This window comes from Psychrobacter jeotgali, assembly GCF_904846315.1.
GTDB classification, from domain to species: domain Bacteria; phylum Pseudomonadota; class Gammaproteobacteria; order Pseudomonadales; family Moraxellaceae; genus Psychrobacter; species Psychrobacter jeotgali.
The window spans coordinates 1,570,862-1,587,980 of sequence record NZ_CAJHAF010000001.1; the positions used below are offsets into that span (position 1 = coordinate 1,570,862).

Sequence of the window (17,119 nt, forward strand, 5' to 3'; positions counted from 1 at the left end):
TGATTATAGATTTCACGGATTAGAATTTGTTTTGATACTTTTGATACTAAAGGTGTTAAATGAATAGTTGAGCTTATAATTTGCTTAAAACGTCTACCTAACTTCTGTCTAAAGAAAGTTAGCGCAATTATGATAGCATGACTTATCATAAATTTCTGCATATCTACAAGGGATACAGATGTCAAAAGCTCAAATAATATCCTCTATCAATCCGCCCCGACGTCAATTTACTCGCCAGCGTCGTCAGCTAACCGATGGTGAGCGCAGACAGCTGGCACGTTTAGCGAGTCTACATTTGGTTAAACTGCAACAACGCTTGCCAACACAGGCACGCATCGCTTTATATTATGATGGCTTTGGTGAGCTACCGACTCAGCCATTACTCGATTGGTGCCAGCGCTCGGGCTATCAAGCGTATCTACCTGTGGTGGGCTCGCTTGGACGTGATAATAAATGTCTGCGCTTTGTGCCGATTTATCATGACAAGTTAATCAATGTACCTACCCTCATTCACCGTTTGGGTATGAAACAAAGTTATAATCGAAAATTGCTATGGGCAGAAGAGTTGGATTTAGTGATCTGTCCATTGGTAGCGGTCGATAATGAGGGCAATCGAATGGGCATGGGCGGCGGCTTTTATGATGCGACCCTTGGTAGAAGCTATCGCTCCGGTGCAAAGAAGCCTTTGAGGATTGGTTGGTGTTATGACTTTCAAGTGGTCAAACAATTACAGCGACAACCTTGGGATGTGCCCTTAGATGGGTTGATGACCCCAAGCGGTATAAGGTGGTTTTGATGAAAAATAATAATAAAAAGTCTGATGGAAAAAAATCTAGTGCGGATAATGTTGCAGAGCATTTAGAACGATTGGCAGATAATGACGCTGTTGAGCAGCGTTATTATAGTCAGGAGCAGCCTTTTAGTGCGGAGGAGCTGGCAAGCGTGATTAATGAAGCACGTTTGAATGAGTTGCTTATGCAAAGTGATGAGTTTTTAAGTGGTTTATCGGGTGAGATTGAGGATTTTGATGAATAGTTCTTTATGCAACAATCATACACACCTTTACACACTATTTTATTGATATGATCTATACAGTGTGTAATAATACACACACTTAATTAGCAGAAATTCGAGGTACCTATGAAAAGTAGTAAGCTGATTAAGTTGCTGCAAGAGGATGGTTGGATAATTGATAGGATTAAAGGCAGTCATCATATTCTAAGAAAAGAAGGTATTGATAGTATCATCTCAATTAGCCATCCTGAAAAAGATGTGTCTCGACATCAATTGGCTCAAGCAAGACGCATTTCCGGTTTGAAGCTCTAGATAGAACAATTTTTAGCTCTTGGTGCGCGGGGCGCACCCTACGAGACTTTCAACTAATAGATTTAAACTCTAAACTTATTATTAAAATCATATTCATAGGGGGTTATATGTTAAATTATCCCATCGCTATATTCAAAGACGAAGGCATGGACAACTATGCGGCTATCGTACCTGATATCGATGGCTGCTTCCCTTTAGGAGATACCATCGATGATACTATTCAAGAAGCTGAGTCGCTAATTTATGACCATATAGAATATATGCTCGATAAAGGTATGAGTTTTGACTTTCATACCAGTGAGATAGAGTCATTGAAAACCAATCCAGATTTCAAAGATACTTTGGTTTGGGCTATCGTCAGTATTGATGATACTAAATTCTCAACTAAGCAGGTACGCTTTAACGTCAGTTGGCCAGAGTATTTGCTCAAGCGAGTTGACCATTATGCCGAAGCAAACCATGAGACTCGTTCAGGATTTTTGGCAAAAGCGGTACAAAAAGTATTGGTATAATCAGATTATCGATGTTTTTTATTGCCAGTTTAGAAATATAAAAGCTACCTTAAAGGTAGCTTTTTTGGCTCATATTCTTGATCAAATTTATCTTGTTACAACACCATCGCTGCAATCCAACCAAATATCAATAGCGGAATATTATAGTGTAGAAATGTTGGCACAACGCTGTCTCTGATATGGTCGTGCTGCCCATCAACGTTAAGACCCGATGTTGGCCCCAAAGTCGAATCGGACGCTGGCGAGCCGGCATCACCCAGCGCTCCTGCTGTACCGATAATGGCAACGGTCGCTAGTGGCGAGAACCCTAGTGACATACATAGTGGCACATAAATCGCCGCCACAATCGGAATGGTCGAGAATGACGAACCGATACCCATGGTGACCACCAGACCAATCGCTAACATCACTAGCGCAGCCACGGCTTTATTGCCAGCGAATAAATTGGTTGCGCCATCAATGAGCGGTGCAATCTCCCCCGTCGCTTTCATAACTTCGGCAAAGCCTTGCGCAGTAATCATGATAAAGCCAATCATTGCCATCAGCTTGATACCATCGTTAAACACCGTATCGGCATCCCGCCACTTGACCACGCCTGTCGCCATAAATACCGCAAAACCAAACATCGAACCGAGCAACAGCGAATCGGTATAGAGCTGGACCACAAAAGCGGTCACAATCGCAGCGAGAGCCACTAGGGTTTTCATTTTACTTTGAGATTGCGCACTGGCGGCCTTTTTACTTAAATCGTTGCCTTCTACAATGGCATCACGCTCTTCTTTATTGATAGCCAATTGCTGATACTGCCGCGGCTTGCGATAACTTATGAATATAGCTGTGAGCAAACCGACAAACATGCCCAGTGCTGGAATCGCCATGGCTTTGGTAACTGAGATATCAGTGATATCGATACCCGCCTCGCCGACGTTTTTCAGCATGATTTGGTTAAGATAAATATCTCCAAAGCCATACGGGATAAACATATAAGTGGTCACCAAACCAAAAGTTAGCAAACAGGCAATTAAGCGTCTATCAATCTGCATGCGGTTAAAGGCTAAGAGCAATGGCGGCACCAATAGCGGGATAAAGGCGATATGAATGGGGATCAAGTTTTGGCTAAAGCAGCTCATCATCACCAGACCAGCAAACAGCGTATACTTAATCATGCCGCTGGTGCCGCCAGCATCGATACGTTTGATAACCGCGCCTGCCAAAGATTGCGGCAGTCCTGAATGCGCAATAGCTACCGCAAAAGCGCCAAGCAAGGCATAAGAGAGCGCAATACCAGCGCCGTTTTGGATACCTTCTTGAAAGGCCTCTAAGGTCGCAGTGACGCCCAAACCTGCGATAAGACCGCCTGCCAGCGCGCCAATAAGCAAACTGAGCACCACATGTACCCGCGCCAGTGATAGCCCAAGCATGATGACTACCGCTAGTAATACTGCGTTTATGGTCATAGCCCTTTACCCTTACTTTGTCGTCTATTTACATTTAATTGATATTGATAATGCTGAGTCACTTTAAAAGTGTTACAACTCAGTGCTGCTGGTATTTGTTTTGCGCAGCCTCTGTCAGCGTAGACACAGCACGCAAGTAAAATGAATACCAGCAGCACGTGGCTAAATATGTCAGTTTTATTTGAGATTAACTATATTTGCCAAAAGCCATCACTTTTGATCACAAGCTCTGTTTATAACTCATTCACTTTAAAACCGATACGGTGCGCCTATTAGCGTAGTGATCTTATTTTGAGCTAACTATAAGACGGGCGTAAGTTTACCTGATTTTATCTATAAAACCTATGCATAGAATCTATATATAGAACCTATGTATAGAACCTAAGCGCTCTAAAATGGGCGTCATTTAAATAGGTAAGCACTATTTTACGACGGCTTAAATGCCAAGCCTTGCAATTTTCGCCAAGGGCACCATTTATCTAGACATGAACCACAAACTAGACTTACAGAGCTAGTTAACGAGGAAAAAATATATGAGTGAACATAACATTGACAAAGACAACATCGATATCGATGTTTCAGCTGCTATCTCTGATGATAACGAGCCCGATAATATTCAGGAGCAAACACCGGAGAATTATCTACCGCTGTTAGCCTTAAGAGATGTCGTGGTCTATCCGCACATGCAGATTGCCCTATTCGTTGGTCGTGCGCCTTCGGTGAAAGCCGTTGAGCTGGCACAAGCGGAATACGGCGATAAGGTGCTGGTTGTGGCACAAAAAGATTCGCTAACCGAAGATATTGATCAAGATAACCTTTATCAATATGGTACGGTTTGTCGTATCGTTAGCACCATGCCGCATGATAGCGATGAGAACTGCATCAAGGTTCTTATCGAAGGTCAATACCGTGCCCGTGTCGACACCTTAGAAGATCATCAAGAAGTGTTGATGGCGACCTTTGAGCGTGCTGATATTGAAGTCGAGATGGATGACAGTCAGCAAAAGAACACTATCAAAGCCCTAACCGGTCTATTTGAGGATTATGCGGATGCCCGTCTGCGTAATGCTCGTGAGTTGACCCGGGTGGCTAAGCGTATCGATGACTTATTAGAGCTGGTGTACTTCATTTCTACTCGCGTATCTATGGAGCTTGATGTTAAGCAATCATTTCTAGAAAATGATGATATCAAAGCCCATATCAACACTTTGACTGAATACTTAGTCAAGCAAAGTGCTGAGCAAAATATCGAGCAAGAAATTCAAGATGCGGTTCGTCAGCAAATGGAAGACAATCAGCGCGAATACTTCTTGAATGAGAAGATGAAAGCCATTAAGAACGAGCTTTCTGATATGAATGACGGGGCGTTCGACGGTGAAGATGATGTTAGTGAGCTTGAGCAGCGTCTAGAGGATGCTGATCTACCGGAGGATGTACGCAAAAAAGCGGATCAGGAGCTTAAAAAGCTCAAGATGATGCCGCCTGCTTCTAGTGAATCATCTGTCGTGCGTAACTATATTGAATGGATATTGGATACGCCGTGGAATGCGACGACTAAGGTCTCTATCAATCTAGATAAAGCCAAAACTGTGCTTGATGAAGATCATTACGGTCTAAAAGACGTCAAAGATCGCATCTTAGAATATTTAGCGGTACAGTCGCGAGTGAAAAAACTACGCGGACCTATCCTGTGCTTAGTCGGCCCTCCGGGTGTCGGTAAAACCTCGTTGGGTGAGTCGATTGCCCGCGCCACCGGTCGTAAATATGTACGTATGGCGCTTGGCGGCGTGCGTGATGAAGCTGAGATTCGTGGGCATCGCCGCACTTATATCGGTGCAATGCCGGGCAAAATCGTCCAGTCTCTGGCGAAGGTTGAAGTCAAGAACCCGCTATTCTTATTAGATGAGATTGATAAGATGGCGCAAGATTTCCGCGGCGATCCAGCATCAGCGTTACTTGAAGTGCTAGATCCCTCACAGAACGATACGTTTAATGACCATTATTTAGATATGGACTTGGATCTATCGCAAGTGATGTTTATCTGTACCGCAAACAGTATGGATATCCCGCCAGCGCTACTTGATCGCATGGAAGTTATTCGTCTGCCAGGTTATACCGAAGAAGAAAAGGTCAATATCGCCCAGAAATATCTAGTGCCAAAAGCGATTAAGCAAAATGGTCTAAAAGACGGCGAGATTGAGATTGTAGAAGCGGCATTGCATAGCATCGTACGTAACTATACTCGTGAAGCGGGTGTGCGTAACCTTGAACGTGAAGTCAATAAAATCTGCCGTAAAGTGGTTCGCGGTTCGGTTGAGTCGCATGGTGCCCGTGCTCCGAAAAAGGCTGAGCGTGAACTGGTAGTGGTCGATGATAAAAATATCGACGACTATCTAGGTGTCCATCAGTATGACTATGGTCTAGCTGAAGAAGAGCCTGAGATTGGCCGGGTGACTGGCCTTGCTTGGACGCAAGTTGGTGGTGAGCTGCTGACTATCGAAGCCGTCGCTATGAAAGGTAAAGGCGAGCTTAGCTTTACGGGCTCCTTGGGTGATGTAATGAAAGAGTCCATTCGGGCTGCCATGAGCGTGGTACGTGCTCGCGGCGATAGCTTAGGTATTGACTATGAAACGGTCAAAACCACCGACGTCCACGTGCACATGCCAGAGGGCGCAACTCCTAAAGACGGGCCTTCTGCGGGTGGTGCGCTCACCACTGCACTGGTATCGGCGCTGACCGGTATTGCTATTCGTCCAGATATTGCGATGACTGGTGAGATTACCCTGCGTGGTAAAATCCTACGTATCGGTGGTCTAAAAGAGAAGCTACTCGCAGCCCATCGCGGCGGTATCAAGCACGTCTTGATCCCTGCGGATAATGAGCGCGACTTGGCGGATATCCCGGATAATGTCAAAGAAGGTCTGACTATTCAGCCGGTATCAACCATTGATGAGGTGCTAAAAGTGGCGTTAGTCAGTATGCCGACACCCCTCAAGCCTGCCAAGGTCACGGTTGATAAAACTGCTGGAAAAGCACTACATAACTAAGCTGATTGGTTATAAATAACAGTATAAAAGTCAAAAGCCGCTCATCACTATGATGAGCGGCTTTTTTATTAGGTTACGCTTTTAGACAAAGCTTATTTATATAAAAATGCTATATTTTATAAAATGTCTTAAGTAGAGATTTCATGATGAATAGCTTAGTGATTAAAACACTAACAATATCGAGCTATATTTGGCTTACTTTAAGCTTAACTAGCAGTTTTGCAGCAAATGCGAGCCCACCTAGCGCCGTACCGCAGCTATCTTCTATCAATGAGCCTTCCTCTATTACTGAAATCCTGCCCGTACGCATACCTCTTATAGTAGGATCTCAATTGCCTGAATCAACCTATACGCAACCTTCTTTAACTGCTTTAAACCGTTATCAGTGGCGATTAACTCAGGTTACGGATGAGCAAAGTCAAACCACTGCTATCCCTACTGACCCGCCTTTAGTAATGGATATTCAGCCAAATAAGTTGTTATTTTACAATATTTGTAATCGCTATCGTTTTTATTTCTCTGATCGTCTATTCAGTGATTTTCCCTATCAGATGCACCACTCTGACTCTTTATCGATGAGCTGTACTCCTAATGCTGGAAATAGTGATGAAACCGATTTGGTTAGCATAGGCTTAAAAAGCACCCTGCAATATACTGATGGACGCGGTTTTGGCTTTAAGTGGTTGACGCAAACTGCTGATTCAGCGACTGTGGCACTCAAGGTTGACCAAGGTAAAACCTTGATCTGGCAAGGCGATAGTAAGCCTGATGCGCCTATTATAGGTTTACCGATTACTACCAAGTTGCTTGAAAGCTATCAGTGGCATCTGGTTAGCGCTATCGATAACTCCAATAAGACCTCCAAGCCTATAGCTGACTTTTACTACCCTGAGGTGCCTATCAGCGCACACTTTAGCACTAACGATCAGCGTTCAAGAGTGTACTTTGATGATACTTGTAATGGCGTTAGCGGAGGCTATCTGTTGACCGCTGATCAAAAACTTATGATAGGACAGCACCCTAGTACGGATATGGGCTGTAGCATTGAACGTAATCGAATTGAGAGCAAGCTTGAGAAATTAATGCATAACAGTACCAGCCAGCTGCATTTAAGCTTGCAACCTTCAAATCAAAAAACAGAAGACTTTCCACGCTATAACTTACTCCAGACAATGGAAACCGGTGAGACTTTAGTATGGCAAAACACCAAAAAACCAAAACGTAGTTTTGAATTTATTGATTAGTTTATCGAGATAAAGGTAAATTATATGAGTCAGCGCATTTTGATGACTTACATTTATTAACCGATTGTTGCGCATTTGGTGAACAACTATAATAATTGTTTGGCTATACTAACTCTGACATCTACAAAATCTGTAGAAATTGTAGAAGCACTCATAACTACAAGAGTCAAACGATTGAATATTAATGGAGATAATTATGAAAAAGATGATGTTTGCAAGTGCCTTATTATGCGGTTCAGCTTTAGCTTTGACCGCCTGTCAAACGACTGAAGGTCAATTACAGACGGGTAACCCACTGAACCAGCCTGCATTGAAATCAACTATTAAAACTGTAGATGGAACTAACCGCGAAGTTGGCCAAATGTATCTGCGTCCTGTAGATGGCGGTGTTCAAGTTTATGGTAAGCTTATGAACATGAAGCCAGGAGCGACTGTGGCGTTACATATTCATGAAACTGGTAGCTGTGCTGATGGCGGTAAAGCGGCAGGTGGTCACTTCAATCCTGACAACAACCCTCATGCTCATCCTGATAATATGGACGGCCACGCAGGTGACTTACCAAACTTGAAAGTTAATGCTGATGGCGTTGCTACTATAAACTATGTTAATAAGAAAATCTCTGCGGCTGAAGCTGGTAAATACAGTGTGCACCGTCGTGCCTTTATCGTCCATGCCGGCGCTGATGACTATACTAGCCAACCAGCAGGCGCTTCAGGCGACCGTATTGCTTGTGGCATCATTGAAAAGAACTAATAATTTAGGTCAAAGTCATAGCTTTGATACTTAAGTTTTATAATTAGTTTTTATATTAAAAAATAGCTTTTCCTATAACAAAAAACCTCTTAGACAATCTAAGAGGTTTTTTTAATTTAAAGATTATACTTATTAAGCAAGGGTCAATTAGAGCCTTAACGGTGGATACAGGCAATTACTCCTCTACCCATTCACCTTTACGCCAATATACGCCCCAACGAGTGGCCTTGCCGTTTTTCTCCGAGCCAATATACTGCTCCTTTTTCTTACGCGACCAGCGTAGAATCGTAGGATTGCCATCGGGGTCTTCATCTGGCCCTTCAAATAAATACTGGAATTTATCTTCCATTTTGTCTTGAATAGGACGGAGCTCTGCCAGTTTAGGGGCGCGAGTTTCGCGTACTTTAGGGAACTTGGACGCCGCCAAGAACATTCCAGCCGCCCCTTCGCGTAAGATGAAATAATCGTCATGCTTGGTCGATTTAAGATCCGGCATGTGGATAGGATCCATACGCGGCGGTGCAGGCTCACCAGTTTTGAGTACTTTACGGGTATTATCACAGTTCTGACAAGCAAAGTACGGTCCAAAACGTCCGGTCTTGAGCTCCATTTGCCCATCGCACTTATTACAATCAATGGTTGGTGCATCTGAGCCCGGCACTTCAAACTTGCCTTCTTCTAAGATATAGCCATCGCAGTCAGGGTTATTACCACAGACGTGCAACTTGAGACCACCATCAACGATATAGCCGTTCATGGCGGTACCGCATTTAGGGCAGCGTTTTTTCTCCATCAAATCTTTGACTTCAGCGGTATCATCATCGCCTTCCGCATCATCAAGATTGGCAAAGGCTTCAACCGGCATCAGGTTTTTGGTACCTTTACAGCGCTCTTTAGGCGGCAAATTATAGCCTGTGCAGCCTAAGAATACCCCGGTCGAACCGGTACGTAGCTGCATTGGACGACCACACAGATCACAGTGTACATCCGGTACATCGGTCGGATCATTAGGGCGCATGCCGTCTTTATCTTTGGCATGTTCAACCTTTGACTTAAAGTCGCCATAGAAGTTATCTAGCACATCTTTCCAGTTTTTACCCCCTTCAGCGACATCATCAAGCTTATCCTCAAGCGCAGCAGTAAAGGTATAATCCATCAAATCGGGGAAGCTGTCAGTCAATCTATCGGTGACAATATCGCCCATCTTTTCAGCGAACAGACGTTTGTTTTCAAGCTTGACGTAACCGCGATCTTGAATGGTGGAGATAATCGAGGCGTAAGTTGATGGACGACCAATACCTTTTTTCTCCAGCTCCTTGACTAGACTGGCCTCCGTATAGCGTGGTGGTGGCTTGGTAAAGTGCTGACTAGGATCGAGCTTATCTAATGTTAATACATCACCTTTTTTGACATCGGGCAGTAGCGTATCATCAGTTTTAGCAGGTGGCATAACTTTAGTGTAACCATCAAAAGTCATAGTACGACCACGGGCCTTTAGCTCAACGTTGCCCGCTTCTACAAACAAATTCACCGATAAATATTTGGCTGGCATCATCTGACAGGCCACAAACTGCCGCCAAATCAGCTCGTACAGACGAATAGCGTCACGCTCAACCCCTTTGAGCTGGGTCGATTTCATATGGACATTTGAGGGCCGAATCGCTTCGTGCGCCTCTTGTGCGTTTTGCTTATTGCCATAGAAATTTGGCTTTTCAGGCACATATTTATCGCCGTAGCTGTCTTCGATAAACCCGCGTGCAGCCGCTAGCGCATCCCCTGATAAAAAGGTCGAGTCAGTACGCATATAAGTAATATGACCCGCTTCATAAAGACGCTGCGCCAAGATCATAGTCTTTTTGACCGAGAATCCTAAACGGGTACTAGCGGCTTGTTGCAAGGTCGAGGTAATAAAAGGCGCACTCGGGCGTGATTGAGTGGGCTTTTCTTCACGCTCTTTAACTAGATAGTCAGCCGTTTTGAGAACTTCTAATACTTTGTCAGTTTGCTCTTTGTTGACCAGCTTAAGCGTTTTGCCCGCTTGCTTGGTAGCCTCCAAGCGAATGCCTATATCTTCAGCAGCCTTTTTGGTATCTTCTATATGCGTATCAGCATGAATCTGCCAATACTCTTCAGGAATAAAGGCACGAATCTCATGCTCACGCTCGACCACTAAGCGCATAGCAACCGACTGCACCCGCCCTGCCGATAGTCCACGAGCGACTTTTTGCCAAAGAATAGGCGATACCATAAAGCCTACAACGCGATCCAAAAAGCGTCGTGCTTGCTGCGCATTTACACGGTCGATATCGAGCTTGGAGGGCTCTTTAAAGGCATTTTGAATCGCATTTTTGGTAATTTCATTAAACACTACCCGCTCGTATTTACTATCAGCACCGCCGATGACTTCTTTGAGATGCCAAGCGATAGCTTCCCCCTCTCTATCCATATCCGTTGCCAGATAGATTTTGTCCGCATCTTTAGCTAGGGCTTTTAGCTCTTTGATCACTTTGGTTTTATTCGGCAATATCTCATAGACGGCCGCCCAATCATGCTCGGGATCAACCCCCATACGTCTTACCAATGCTTGCTGCGCTTTCTCTTCTTTGCTCAAGCTCTCATCTTTTTTGGTAGTCGCTGATTTTTTAGTGCTTTTGCTAGCGCTGACAGGTAAATCACGCACGTGCCCAATACTTGAGCGTACGATAAAATCATCACCTAGATATTTATTAATTGTTTTTGCTTTAGCGGGTGATTCGACGATCACCAAAGACTTGCCTTTTGGACTCTTGGTAGCAGCGGCAGGACTTTTCTTAGTTGCGGTTTTTGCCATGTTTGACGACACCATAATAAATGGATTAAAAGTAGCTAAATGTGGTTGAAAATGAATAGCTTAAAAATGAGTAGTCATGCAGCGGTTGTGACCGCCTAATAATAGTGGTGACTACCAATAAGTGCTTATAAAATACATGACAGCGACGAGATGATTACTTTAGTGCCGCAGTAGATTTACAATGACGTTACACTGCTATGCGCTGAGCTGTCAACTATTGATACTCAGCTGAGCGTCAAATTGTTGCAATATCATAAGCTATTTAATTCTAAATATAGCCATTCATCTTAACGGTTATATAGCTTCGGTTTATAATATAAATTTTGTATAGTAACTTAGTATTTCGTATAGTAACTTAGTATATTGTTCTAATATCTTGTTCTTCAATGCCTGCGCCCAAAGTAATAGTCCGCTAATCAAATAGAATAGTTGGTTTTTGGGGCTGATACTGCATTTGTCTCGCCCACTTTTCAAGCTGTGATTTTAGCGCTAACAAATCAGGCTCAATAGCATTGGGCTGATAGCTAGGATTAGTAACAGGGCGAACATAAGCAATATCCTCCCAGTAGATAATGATAGTGTTGGCTTTGGTCGTTAACCCTTTTACAAACGGCTCAATCGTTGCCGGTAATGCTAATGGGGCTTTATCTAAGCTAAAATCAGGCTTTTTAGCGGGTTCACTAATGGGACTGTTAAGACTACGCACCACACTAGGAATATTAAGCTTAGTATCATCGACACCAATATCAACAAGGCTGCTATCGGGGCGCCACTGTCCATCAAGCACTCGGTAGCGTGTGTGAGGCAGCTTAATATTATCTAGTTTCAAACAATATTGGCCCATCATGCCGCGGCCATACTCATTATCTTTGCCCTGGACCCAGTCAGGACAGGCCACTAGCTTTGGATTAAGCTGCAAGGAGCGTGCGGTTAGGCGTAACTTGTCTAGACGCTGGTCAACTCCATTAGGTTTAAGCGCCATCATACTCCCTAATACAAACAGTGCAATAAGAATGGCTATCCACATCCCCATAATAGTTCGACCTTTTAGCTGGGTTAACATTTTAATGTTCAAAAAAGACTGTAGGCTACTGTTCAGCACCGCTAAATATTCAGCCAGAAATCAATAGCAGGTACTCATAATAAGCGCGAACCACGAAAAATCAAGCCCAGTGCATTGAGTAACTCAGTAAAACCAAGCATTAAGTCGGTTATTTACAGTTTTATATCAATCACTTAGCTTTATTTAGAATCAATAATCTACAAGATATAAAACGCTACTAATAATAAAAAATGCTATGATAAAGCATAGTTTTGAACGGGCAGGTTTATTATGACTTACTTTTCTAGATTAAAATTATTACCTAAAAGCGCAAATAGTACCATGACTAGTAAATTTATAAATAAAGTGAATAAGCCTAAAATTGGCTTATCACTGTTAGGTATAGCATTGTTAACTTTATCAGGCTGTGCCACCACCAAACCGAATCTAACCCCGCAGCAATGTCAAACTAGTAATTGGCAAGAAGTAGGTTACGCTGATGGACTGCGTGGGCGCTCAGGGGCTTACTTTGGTCACTATGCTAATAGCTGCGCTAATGTGATTGGCGCTACTCCCAATCGAGTGCTTTGGGAGCAAGGTCGTCAGCAAGGACTCAAAAACTATTGTACTGAGCTAAACGCTTACAAACTAGGCCGTGAAGGTTACGACTGGCAGCCAGTCTGCCCGCTTGAAGGTATCGATAAGTTAGAAGAAGCCTACGCACAAGGGCGCTACTACTATATCCGTCAACGTGACCTCGACTATCTGCGCTCGCCTTATCCTTTTGGCTACAGTAACTTTGGCTACGGCCCTTTTTATAGACCATTTGGCTACGGTTGGTAAAGTTGGAGCTGGTAAAGCAGACTTTATTAGCAGTATAAAAAAACCTTTGTTAAATTGATAAGCAACTTAACAAAGGCTGGAGATAAGATTATTATTTTAATTTTTCTTCTTATTGTAGTGGCACTGTTTTTGCTTATAAGTTTGCTGGTTTATTTGGCAAGCTTATTGTTATAGTGGTTTATCCAAACTGCTATTCATTGACAAAAGCAATCTTGGTCAATCCTGCTCCACTCGCCGCCGCTAACACTTGAGCGACGGTATCATACTTACCTTCTTTATCTGCACGTAACTGAATAGAAGGATCATTGCCAGCTGCACCCTGTTGCTGCAAACGTGTCTGTAACTCTGCCATAGTGACAGACTCATCATCCCAAAACAGCCCCGCATCCTTATCAATACTGATTTGAATAGGGTCGACTGGCGGCTCATTCACCTCGGCGTTAGTTTGAGGCAGATTAAGCGGAACCGTTGGATTCAAAACCGTTGCGGTTAACAAGAATATAATCATCAACACTAACATCACATCAATGAGAGGAATAAGATTCATCTCATTCATGCTTTGGGTGTCGTCATCGCCTAATTGAAAAGCCATAATAATCTCAATCTTGGGTTAATTATCTATCAAACTATACGCTATGTTGATTAGCCGGCGCATTTACCATACCTGCCATTTTTTGATTACTAGGTACTGCATTTGCGGACTTGCTAGCAGTTGAATGGGCAGGTTTGACCACATCAACAGCTTGCGCCAATAAGTCATGCGCCCGGTCATTAGCTTGATACATTACGCGGCGATTGATACGAATAGCTAGGTTATAGAACACTACCGCTGGAATAGCTACAGCAATACCCAAACCCGTCATAATAAGCGCCTCACCTACTGGTCCTGCGACTTGATCAAGACCCGCTTGACCACTGGTACCAATATTGTGCAGGGCATGAAAAATACCCCATACCGTACCAAATAGCCCGATAAATGGGGCGATAGCTGCTGTAGTGCCTAAGATAGGTAATCCGCGCTCACTAGCAAAGCGATAACGGCCGATATGTTTGAGCAATGCCTGCTCGGTAATCAAACGCCGAGTGGCAGTATCAGCTGTAGCCAGCTCAGCATTTTTTGTTTGAATTTGCGCACTCAAGTCGTCAGCGACGGTTGTTGCCAATTTACGACTTTGAATAATTCGGATGATACCGGTCACCCAAGAAAGCACTGATAAGGCTAACAAGAGAAAGAACAGTGCTCTAGTTACCATATCGCTATATTGCCAGTAGCTTGCAAAGTCCATTCAAGACTCCTTAGTATTTTGATTTCTTACCTAGTATGTATTGACTAGCCATATTTGATTTTTATGCTATAAACTTACTATTGCTGCTTCATTCTGAATTTGAAGTTGGCGACACTTTTGACAGGTTTTTCATCTATGGTTGTCGGTTTAAGCTTAGCCTTTGATAAAGCATTTATAAAATCTTTACCAAAACGATTGCTACCTGAGTTTTTGATTATTTTTATATTACTTATGTTGCCATATACATCAACCGAAAAACTAACCTCTATGCTAAGTTCAGGTGTTTTAAAGTTGTACTTGTTGTTTTGAATAGAGTTAAAGTTTGGCGACGTTTGCCAGCTTGAGTCATTGATATTGCCATATGTTATAGGCTCATTATTGGTAGCCGGTGGTGTCGCTATAGCATCCTTTTTAGGAGCCTCATCTCTACCCTTGGGAATCGGACGCTGGCTTTTACCATCACGGTTCGCCTGCGGCATACTACTAACAGTAGGGGCGGTAGGAATGGTTGAGTGCGGAGTATAACCTCCCCCATAAGTTTCCGCGGCTGGCGCTGAAGTAGATGGCGAAGCGTTACTAGCCCCTGAATTATCACTTGAGCTTTTAATGGTAGTGGTTGTGCTCGTTATCACCCCAGACTTTAATTCTGGCTCAGTAGCGGGCGGTTGTGCAGACTCCACCTGTGCTTCAGGCTCTATAGTTTCAGGCTCAGGCGGTATAACTTCAGGCTCGGGCTCTGTAATTTCGGGCTTAGGTGCTACTAGCTCGGGGGCAGGCTGACGTTCGACTTCGACTATAGGTTCTTGCTCAATCTCAGGTTCTGGTTCAACTTGTGGCTCAACTTCTAATTCCGCTTCGGGTTCTATTTGAGCTTCAGGCTCAGCTTGCGCTTCTTCAATCGTCGCTTCTTCAGCATCGATTACTTCCGCATTGTTTGCTTCGCCATCATTATTACTATCACTGTCACTTTCGCTGGATGTAGTGTCAGCAATAGTCAGAAGCTCAATCTCAATCGGCGGCGTTTCTTGAAGTGGCTCGATGACGGGCGTAGGCGTTTTAACTAGCGTCAAGGCAATAGCCGTCAGTACATGCAATAGCACTACGATACCGATTGCGCTGAGGATTAGCTTAGTCGATGGTCTGTCAAAACTTGCTGAACTCATAACACCCTAGCGCTTAACACAAATCGAAGTGAATTTAAGAGGAGATTAAAAAAGTGGGTTGATAATAATACAAACGATAATCATTATCAATATAAAAGTAATATTTTTGCTATCTCTCGACACTAATTGATAACCGGATCACTATTAACCGACCACTATGACAACGGCCCAGCACCTGTATATCATGATTTAATTATCCACACCTATAGCTTAGCACTTATAAACTTAAGGGTTCTATACCCGAACTTTACGGTAAGTTAAAAAGCCTTGCCAATTTATATTTGCTGTCATAACTGCCATCTTTAGATGATAATATTGTTAATATTAATAGTAACAATTATCATTATCATTGATAAATAAGTTTATATCATTTACCATAATGGCATTAAATATTTCTATGGCTTTAAAATAAATAAACTATCCGTCTCCACTTATGATATATCGAGCTTAACATGTCTAACCCCACTACCTTTTTAAAACGTTCCTCCTTAACCGCTATAACGGCTGCCCTTTTCGCTACTATAAGCTTGACCGGTTGTACTTCTAGTGATTCTGAAATCAATGATAGCAAAGTAGAAAACAATACCGCTGATGCAGCCTCAAATGTCGCTGATAATGATGCGGTTTCAGTAGCGACTATCGCAGTTGATACGGTCAAAGGCCCTGTTGACTTAGCCATGAACCCCTCTCCCCTAGTCGTATATGATATGACCTTGATGCAAGATTTGGCGGCGCTTGATGTAGCGATTGACGGGGTGCCAAGCAATCTGCATTTAGATAATTTGCAATCTGATACTCAATCCGAACCCAAAACAGTCGGCACCTTGTTTGAGCCTGACCTTGAAGCATTAAACGCCATGCAACCGCAAGCTATTCTAGTGGGTTCGCGGATGGCGGAGAAATACAATGAGCTCTCTAATATTGCGCCAACCTTAGACATGACCATCGATACGGCCAATATTTATGAGTCCAGCAAACAACGTTTGCATGATCTAGGAGCTCTATTCGGCAAAAGTGATCAAGCGTTAAAACTACAACAAGATATCGATGGGATGATTGAGCAAACCCAAGCCTTAACTAAGGATAAAGGTAACGGCTTGGTGGTGATGGTCAACGGTAATAAGCTCTCTACTTACGGCGATAAATCCCGTTTTGGTTTTATTCATAGTGTCCTTGGCGTGCCCATGGCCGATAACCAAATAGAGGACTCCCGCCATGGTCAACCCATCTCGTTTGAGTATGTACAAAAGGTAAATCCAGACTGGTTATTTGTGATAGATCGTAGCGCGGCTATCGGTGAAGATGGTGCTGGAGCCAAAGCGGTGCTCGACAATCCATTAGTTGCCCAAACTAGTGCTTGGAATAAAGATCAGGTGGTTTATTTAAGCCCAGATTCTTACCTTGCTTTTGGCGGATATTACCAATGGATGCAGGATTTGAACACTATTAAAGCCGCTTTTAGTAAAACCCAGTAAAATCGGTATTATTGCTCATAAATGATAGCTAGCTACTCGTTATTTCACTACTTTTTTAAGATTGTTTGAACCAGGTAGTTATTACAATCAGCTTTTTTGCTCAGCCAAAATGTTAAGCCAGCAACCATTATGTCGTTATT

General features: G+C 43.3%; 15 protein-coding genes. 9 read left to right on the forward strand and 6 right to left on the reverse strand.

Translation table 11 applies throughout. The features are described from left to right. Positions 1 to 178: 178 nt before the first annotated feature. The 4 genes from JMX18_RS06300 to JMX18_RS06315 all read left to right on the forward strand — a co-directional run bounded on the left by JMX18_RS06300 (position 179) and on the right by JMX18_RS06315 (position 1,838). Positions 179 to 796 (forward strand): 5-formyltetrahydrofolate cyclo-ligase, encoded by a 618-nt coding sequence (locus JMX18_RS06300; protein WP_201585844.1) that lies wholly within the window; start codon positions 179 to 181, stop codon positions 794 to 796. Continuing rightward, a complete protein-coding gene (locus JMX18_RS06305; protein WP_201585846.1) occupies positions 796 to 1,035 on the forward strand; it encodes a hypothetical protein in 240 nt (79 codons plus the stop codon). Before JMX18_RS06300 ends, JMX18_RS06305 begins: the two co-directional genes overlap by 1 nt. A 105-nt stretch (positions 1,036 to 1,140) precedes the next feature. Continuing rightward, positions 1,141 to 1,326 (forward strand): type II toxin-antitoxin system HicA family toxin, encoded by a 186-nt coding sequence (locus tag JMX18_RS06310; protein WP_201585848.1) that lies wholly within the window; start codon positions 1,141 to 1,143, stop codon positions 1,324 to 1,326. A 107-nt stretch (positions 1,327 to 1,433) separates the two neighbouring features. After that, positions 1,434 to 1,838 (forward strand): type II toxin-antitoxin system HicB family antitoxin, encoded by a 405-nt coding sequence (locus tag JMX18_RS06315; protein ID WP_201585850.1) that lies wholly within the window; start codon positions 1,434 to 1,436, stop codon positions 1,836 to 1,838. 95 nt (positions 1,839 to 1,933) lie between these two features. Here the strand turns inward: JMX18_RS06315 and JMX18_RS06320 are convergent, their stop codons facing one another. Then, positions 1,934 to 3,295 (reverse strand): Na+/H+ antiporter family protein, encoded by a 1,362-nt coding sequence (locus tag JMX18_RS06320; RefSeq protein ID WP_201585852.1) that lies wholly within the window; start codon positions 3,293 to 3,295, stop codon positions 1,934 to 1,936. Between the two features lie 533 nt (positions 3,296 to 3,828). On the opposite strand from JMX18_RS06320, the gene lon reads away from it, so the two are divergent. From lon to JMX18_RS06335, 3 genes are all read left to right on the forward strand, one after another. Further along, positions 3,829 to 6,342, forward strand: a complete 2,514-nt coding sequence (gene lon, locus JMX18_RS06325; RefSeq protein WP_227674579.1) for an endopeptidase La — start codon at positions 3,829 to 3,831, stop codon at positions 6,340 to 6,342. Between the two features lie 143 nt (positions 6,343 to 6,485). Then, positions 6,486 to 7,586 carry an META domain-containing protein gene (locus tag JMX18_RS06330; RefSeq protein ID WP_201585861.1) on the forward strand — a complete coding sequence of 367 codons (1,101 nt, stop codon included), beginning with the start codon at positions 6,486 to 6,488 and terminating at the stop codon, positions 7,584 to 7,586. A gap of 196 nt (positions 7,587 to 7,782) precedes the next feature. Next, positions 7,783 to 8,340 (forward strand): superoxide dismutase family protein, encoded by a 558-nt coding sequence (locus JMX18_RS06335; protein ID WP_201585863.1) that lies wholly within the window; start codon positions 7,783 to 7,785, stop codon positions 8,338 to 8,340. Between the two features lie 175 nt (positions 8,341 to 8,515). Here JMX18_RS06335 and topA read toward each other — a convergent pair whose 3' ends face one another. Both topA and JMX18_RS06345 read right to left on the reverse strand, forming a co-directional pair. Further along, a complete protein-coding gene (topA, locus tag JMX18_RS06340) occupies positions 8,516 to 11,170 on the reverse strand; it encodes a type I DNA topoisomerase (protein WP_201585870.1) in 2,655 nt (884 codons plus the stop codon). Positions 11,171 to 11,582: 412 nt separating this feature from the next. Continuing rightward, entirely contained in the window at positions 11,583 to 12,203 is a 621-nt protein-coding gene (locus tag JMX18_RS06345; RefSeq protein ID WP_201588251.1) for a hypothetical protein, read from the reverse strand. A 417-nt stretch (positions 12,204 to 12,620) separates the two neighbouring features. Here JMX18_RS06345 and JMX18_RS06350 point away from each other — a divergent pair, with 417 nt between their 5' ends. Continuing rightward, positions 12,621 to 13,055 carry a DUF2799 domain-containing protein gene (locus JMX18_RS06350; protein ID WP_227674581.1) on the forward strand — a complete coding sequence of 145 codons (435 nt, stop codon included), beginning with the start codon at positions 12,621 to 12,623 and terminating at the stop codon, positions 13,053 to 13,055. Between the two features lie 190 nt (positions 13,056 to 13,245). On the opposite strand, the gene JMX18_RS06355 is transcribed toward JMX18_RS06350, so the two are convergent. From JMX18_RS06355 to JMX18_RS06365, 3 genes are all read right to left on the reverse strand, one after another. Further along, positions 13,246 to 13,647, reverse strand: a complete 402-nt coding sequence (locus tag JMX18_RS06355) for an ExbD/TolR family protein (protein ID WP_201585874.1) — start codon at positions 13,645 to 13,647, stop codon at positions 13,246 to 13,248. A gap of 34 nt (positions 13,648 to 13,681) precedes the next feature. Further along, positions 13,682 to 14,341, reverse strand: a complete 660-nt coding sequence (locus JMX18_RS06360; protein WP_201585876.1) for a MotA/TolQ/ExbB proton channel family protein — start codon at positions 14,339 to 14,341, stop codon at positions 13,682 to 13,684. 77 nt (positions 14,342 to 14,418) lie between these two features. Continuing rightward, positions 14,419 to 15,504, reverse strand: a complete 1,086-nt coding sequence (locus JMX18_RS06365) for an energy transducer TonB (RefSeq protein WP_201585887.1) — start codon at positions 15,502 to 15,504, stop codon at positions 14,419 to 14,421. 452 nt (positions 15,505 to 15,956) lie between these two features. Here JMX18_RS06365 and JMX18_RS06370 point away from each other — a divergent pair, with 452 nt between their 5' ends. Next, positions 15,957 to 16,979: a siderophore ABC transporter substrate-binding protein gene (locus JMX18_RS06370; protein ID WP_201585888.1), complete on the forward strand. Its 1,023-nt coding sequence runs from the start codon at positions 15,957 to 15,959 to the stop codon at positions 16,977 to 16,979. The last annotated feature ends 140 nt before the right edge of the window (positions 16,980 to 17,119 follow it).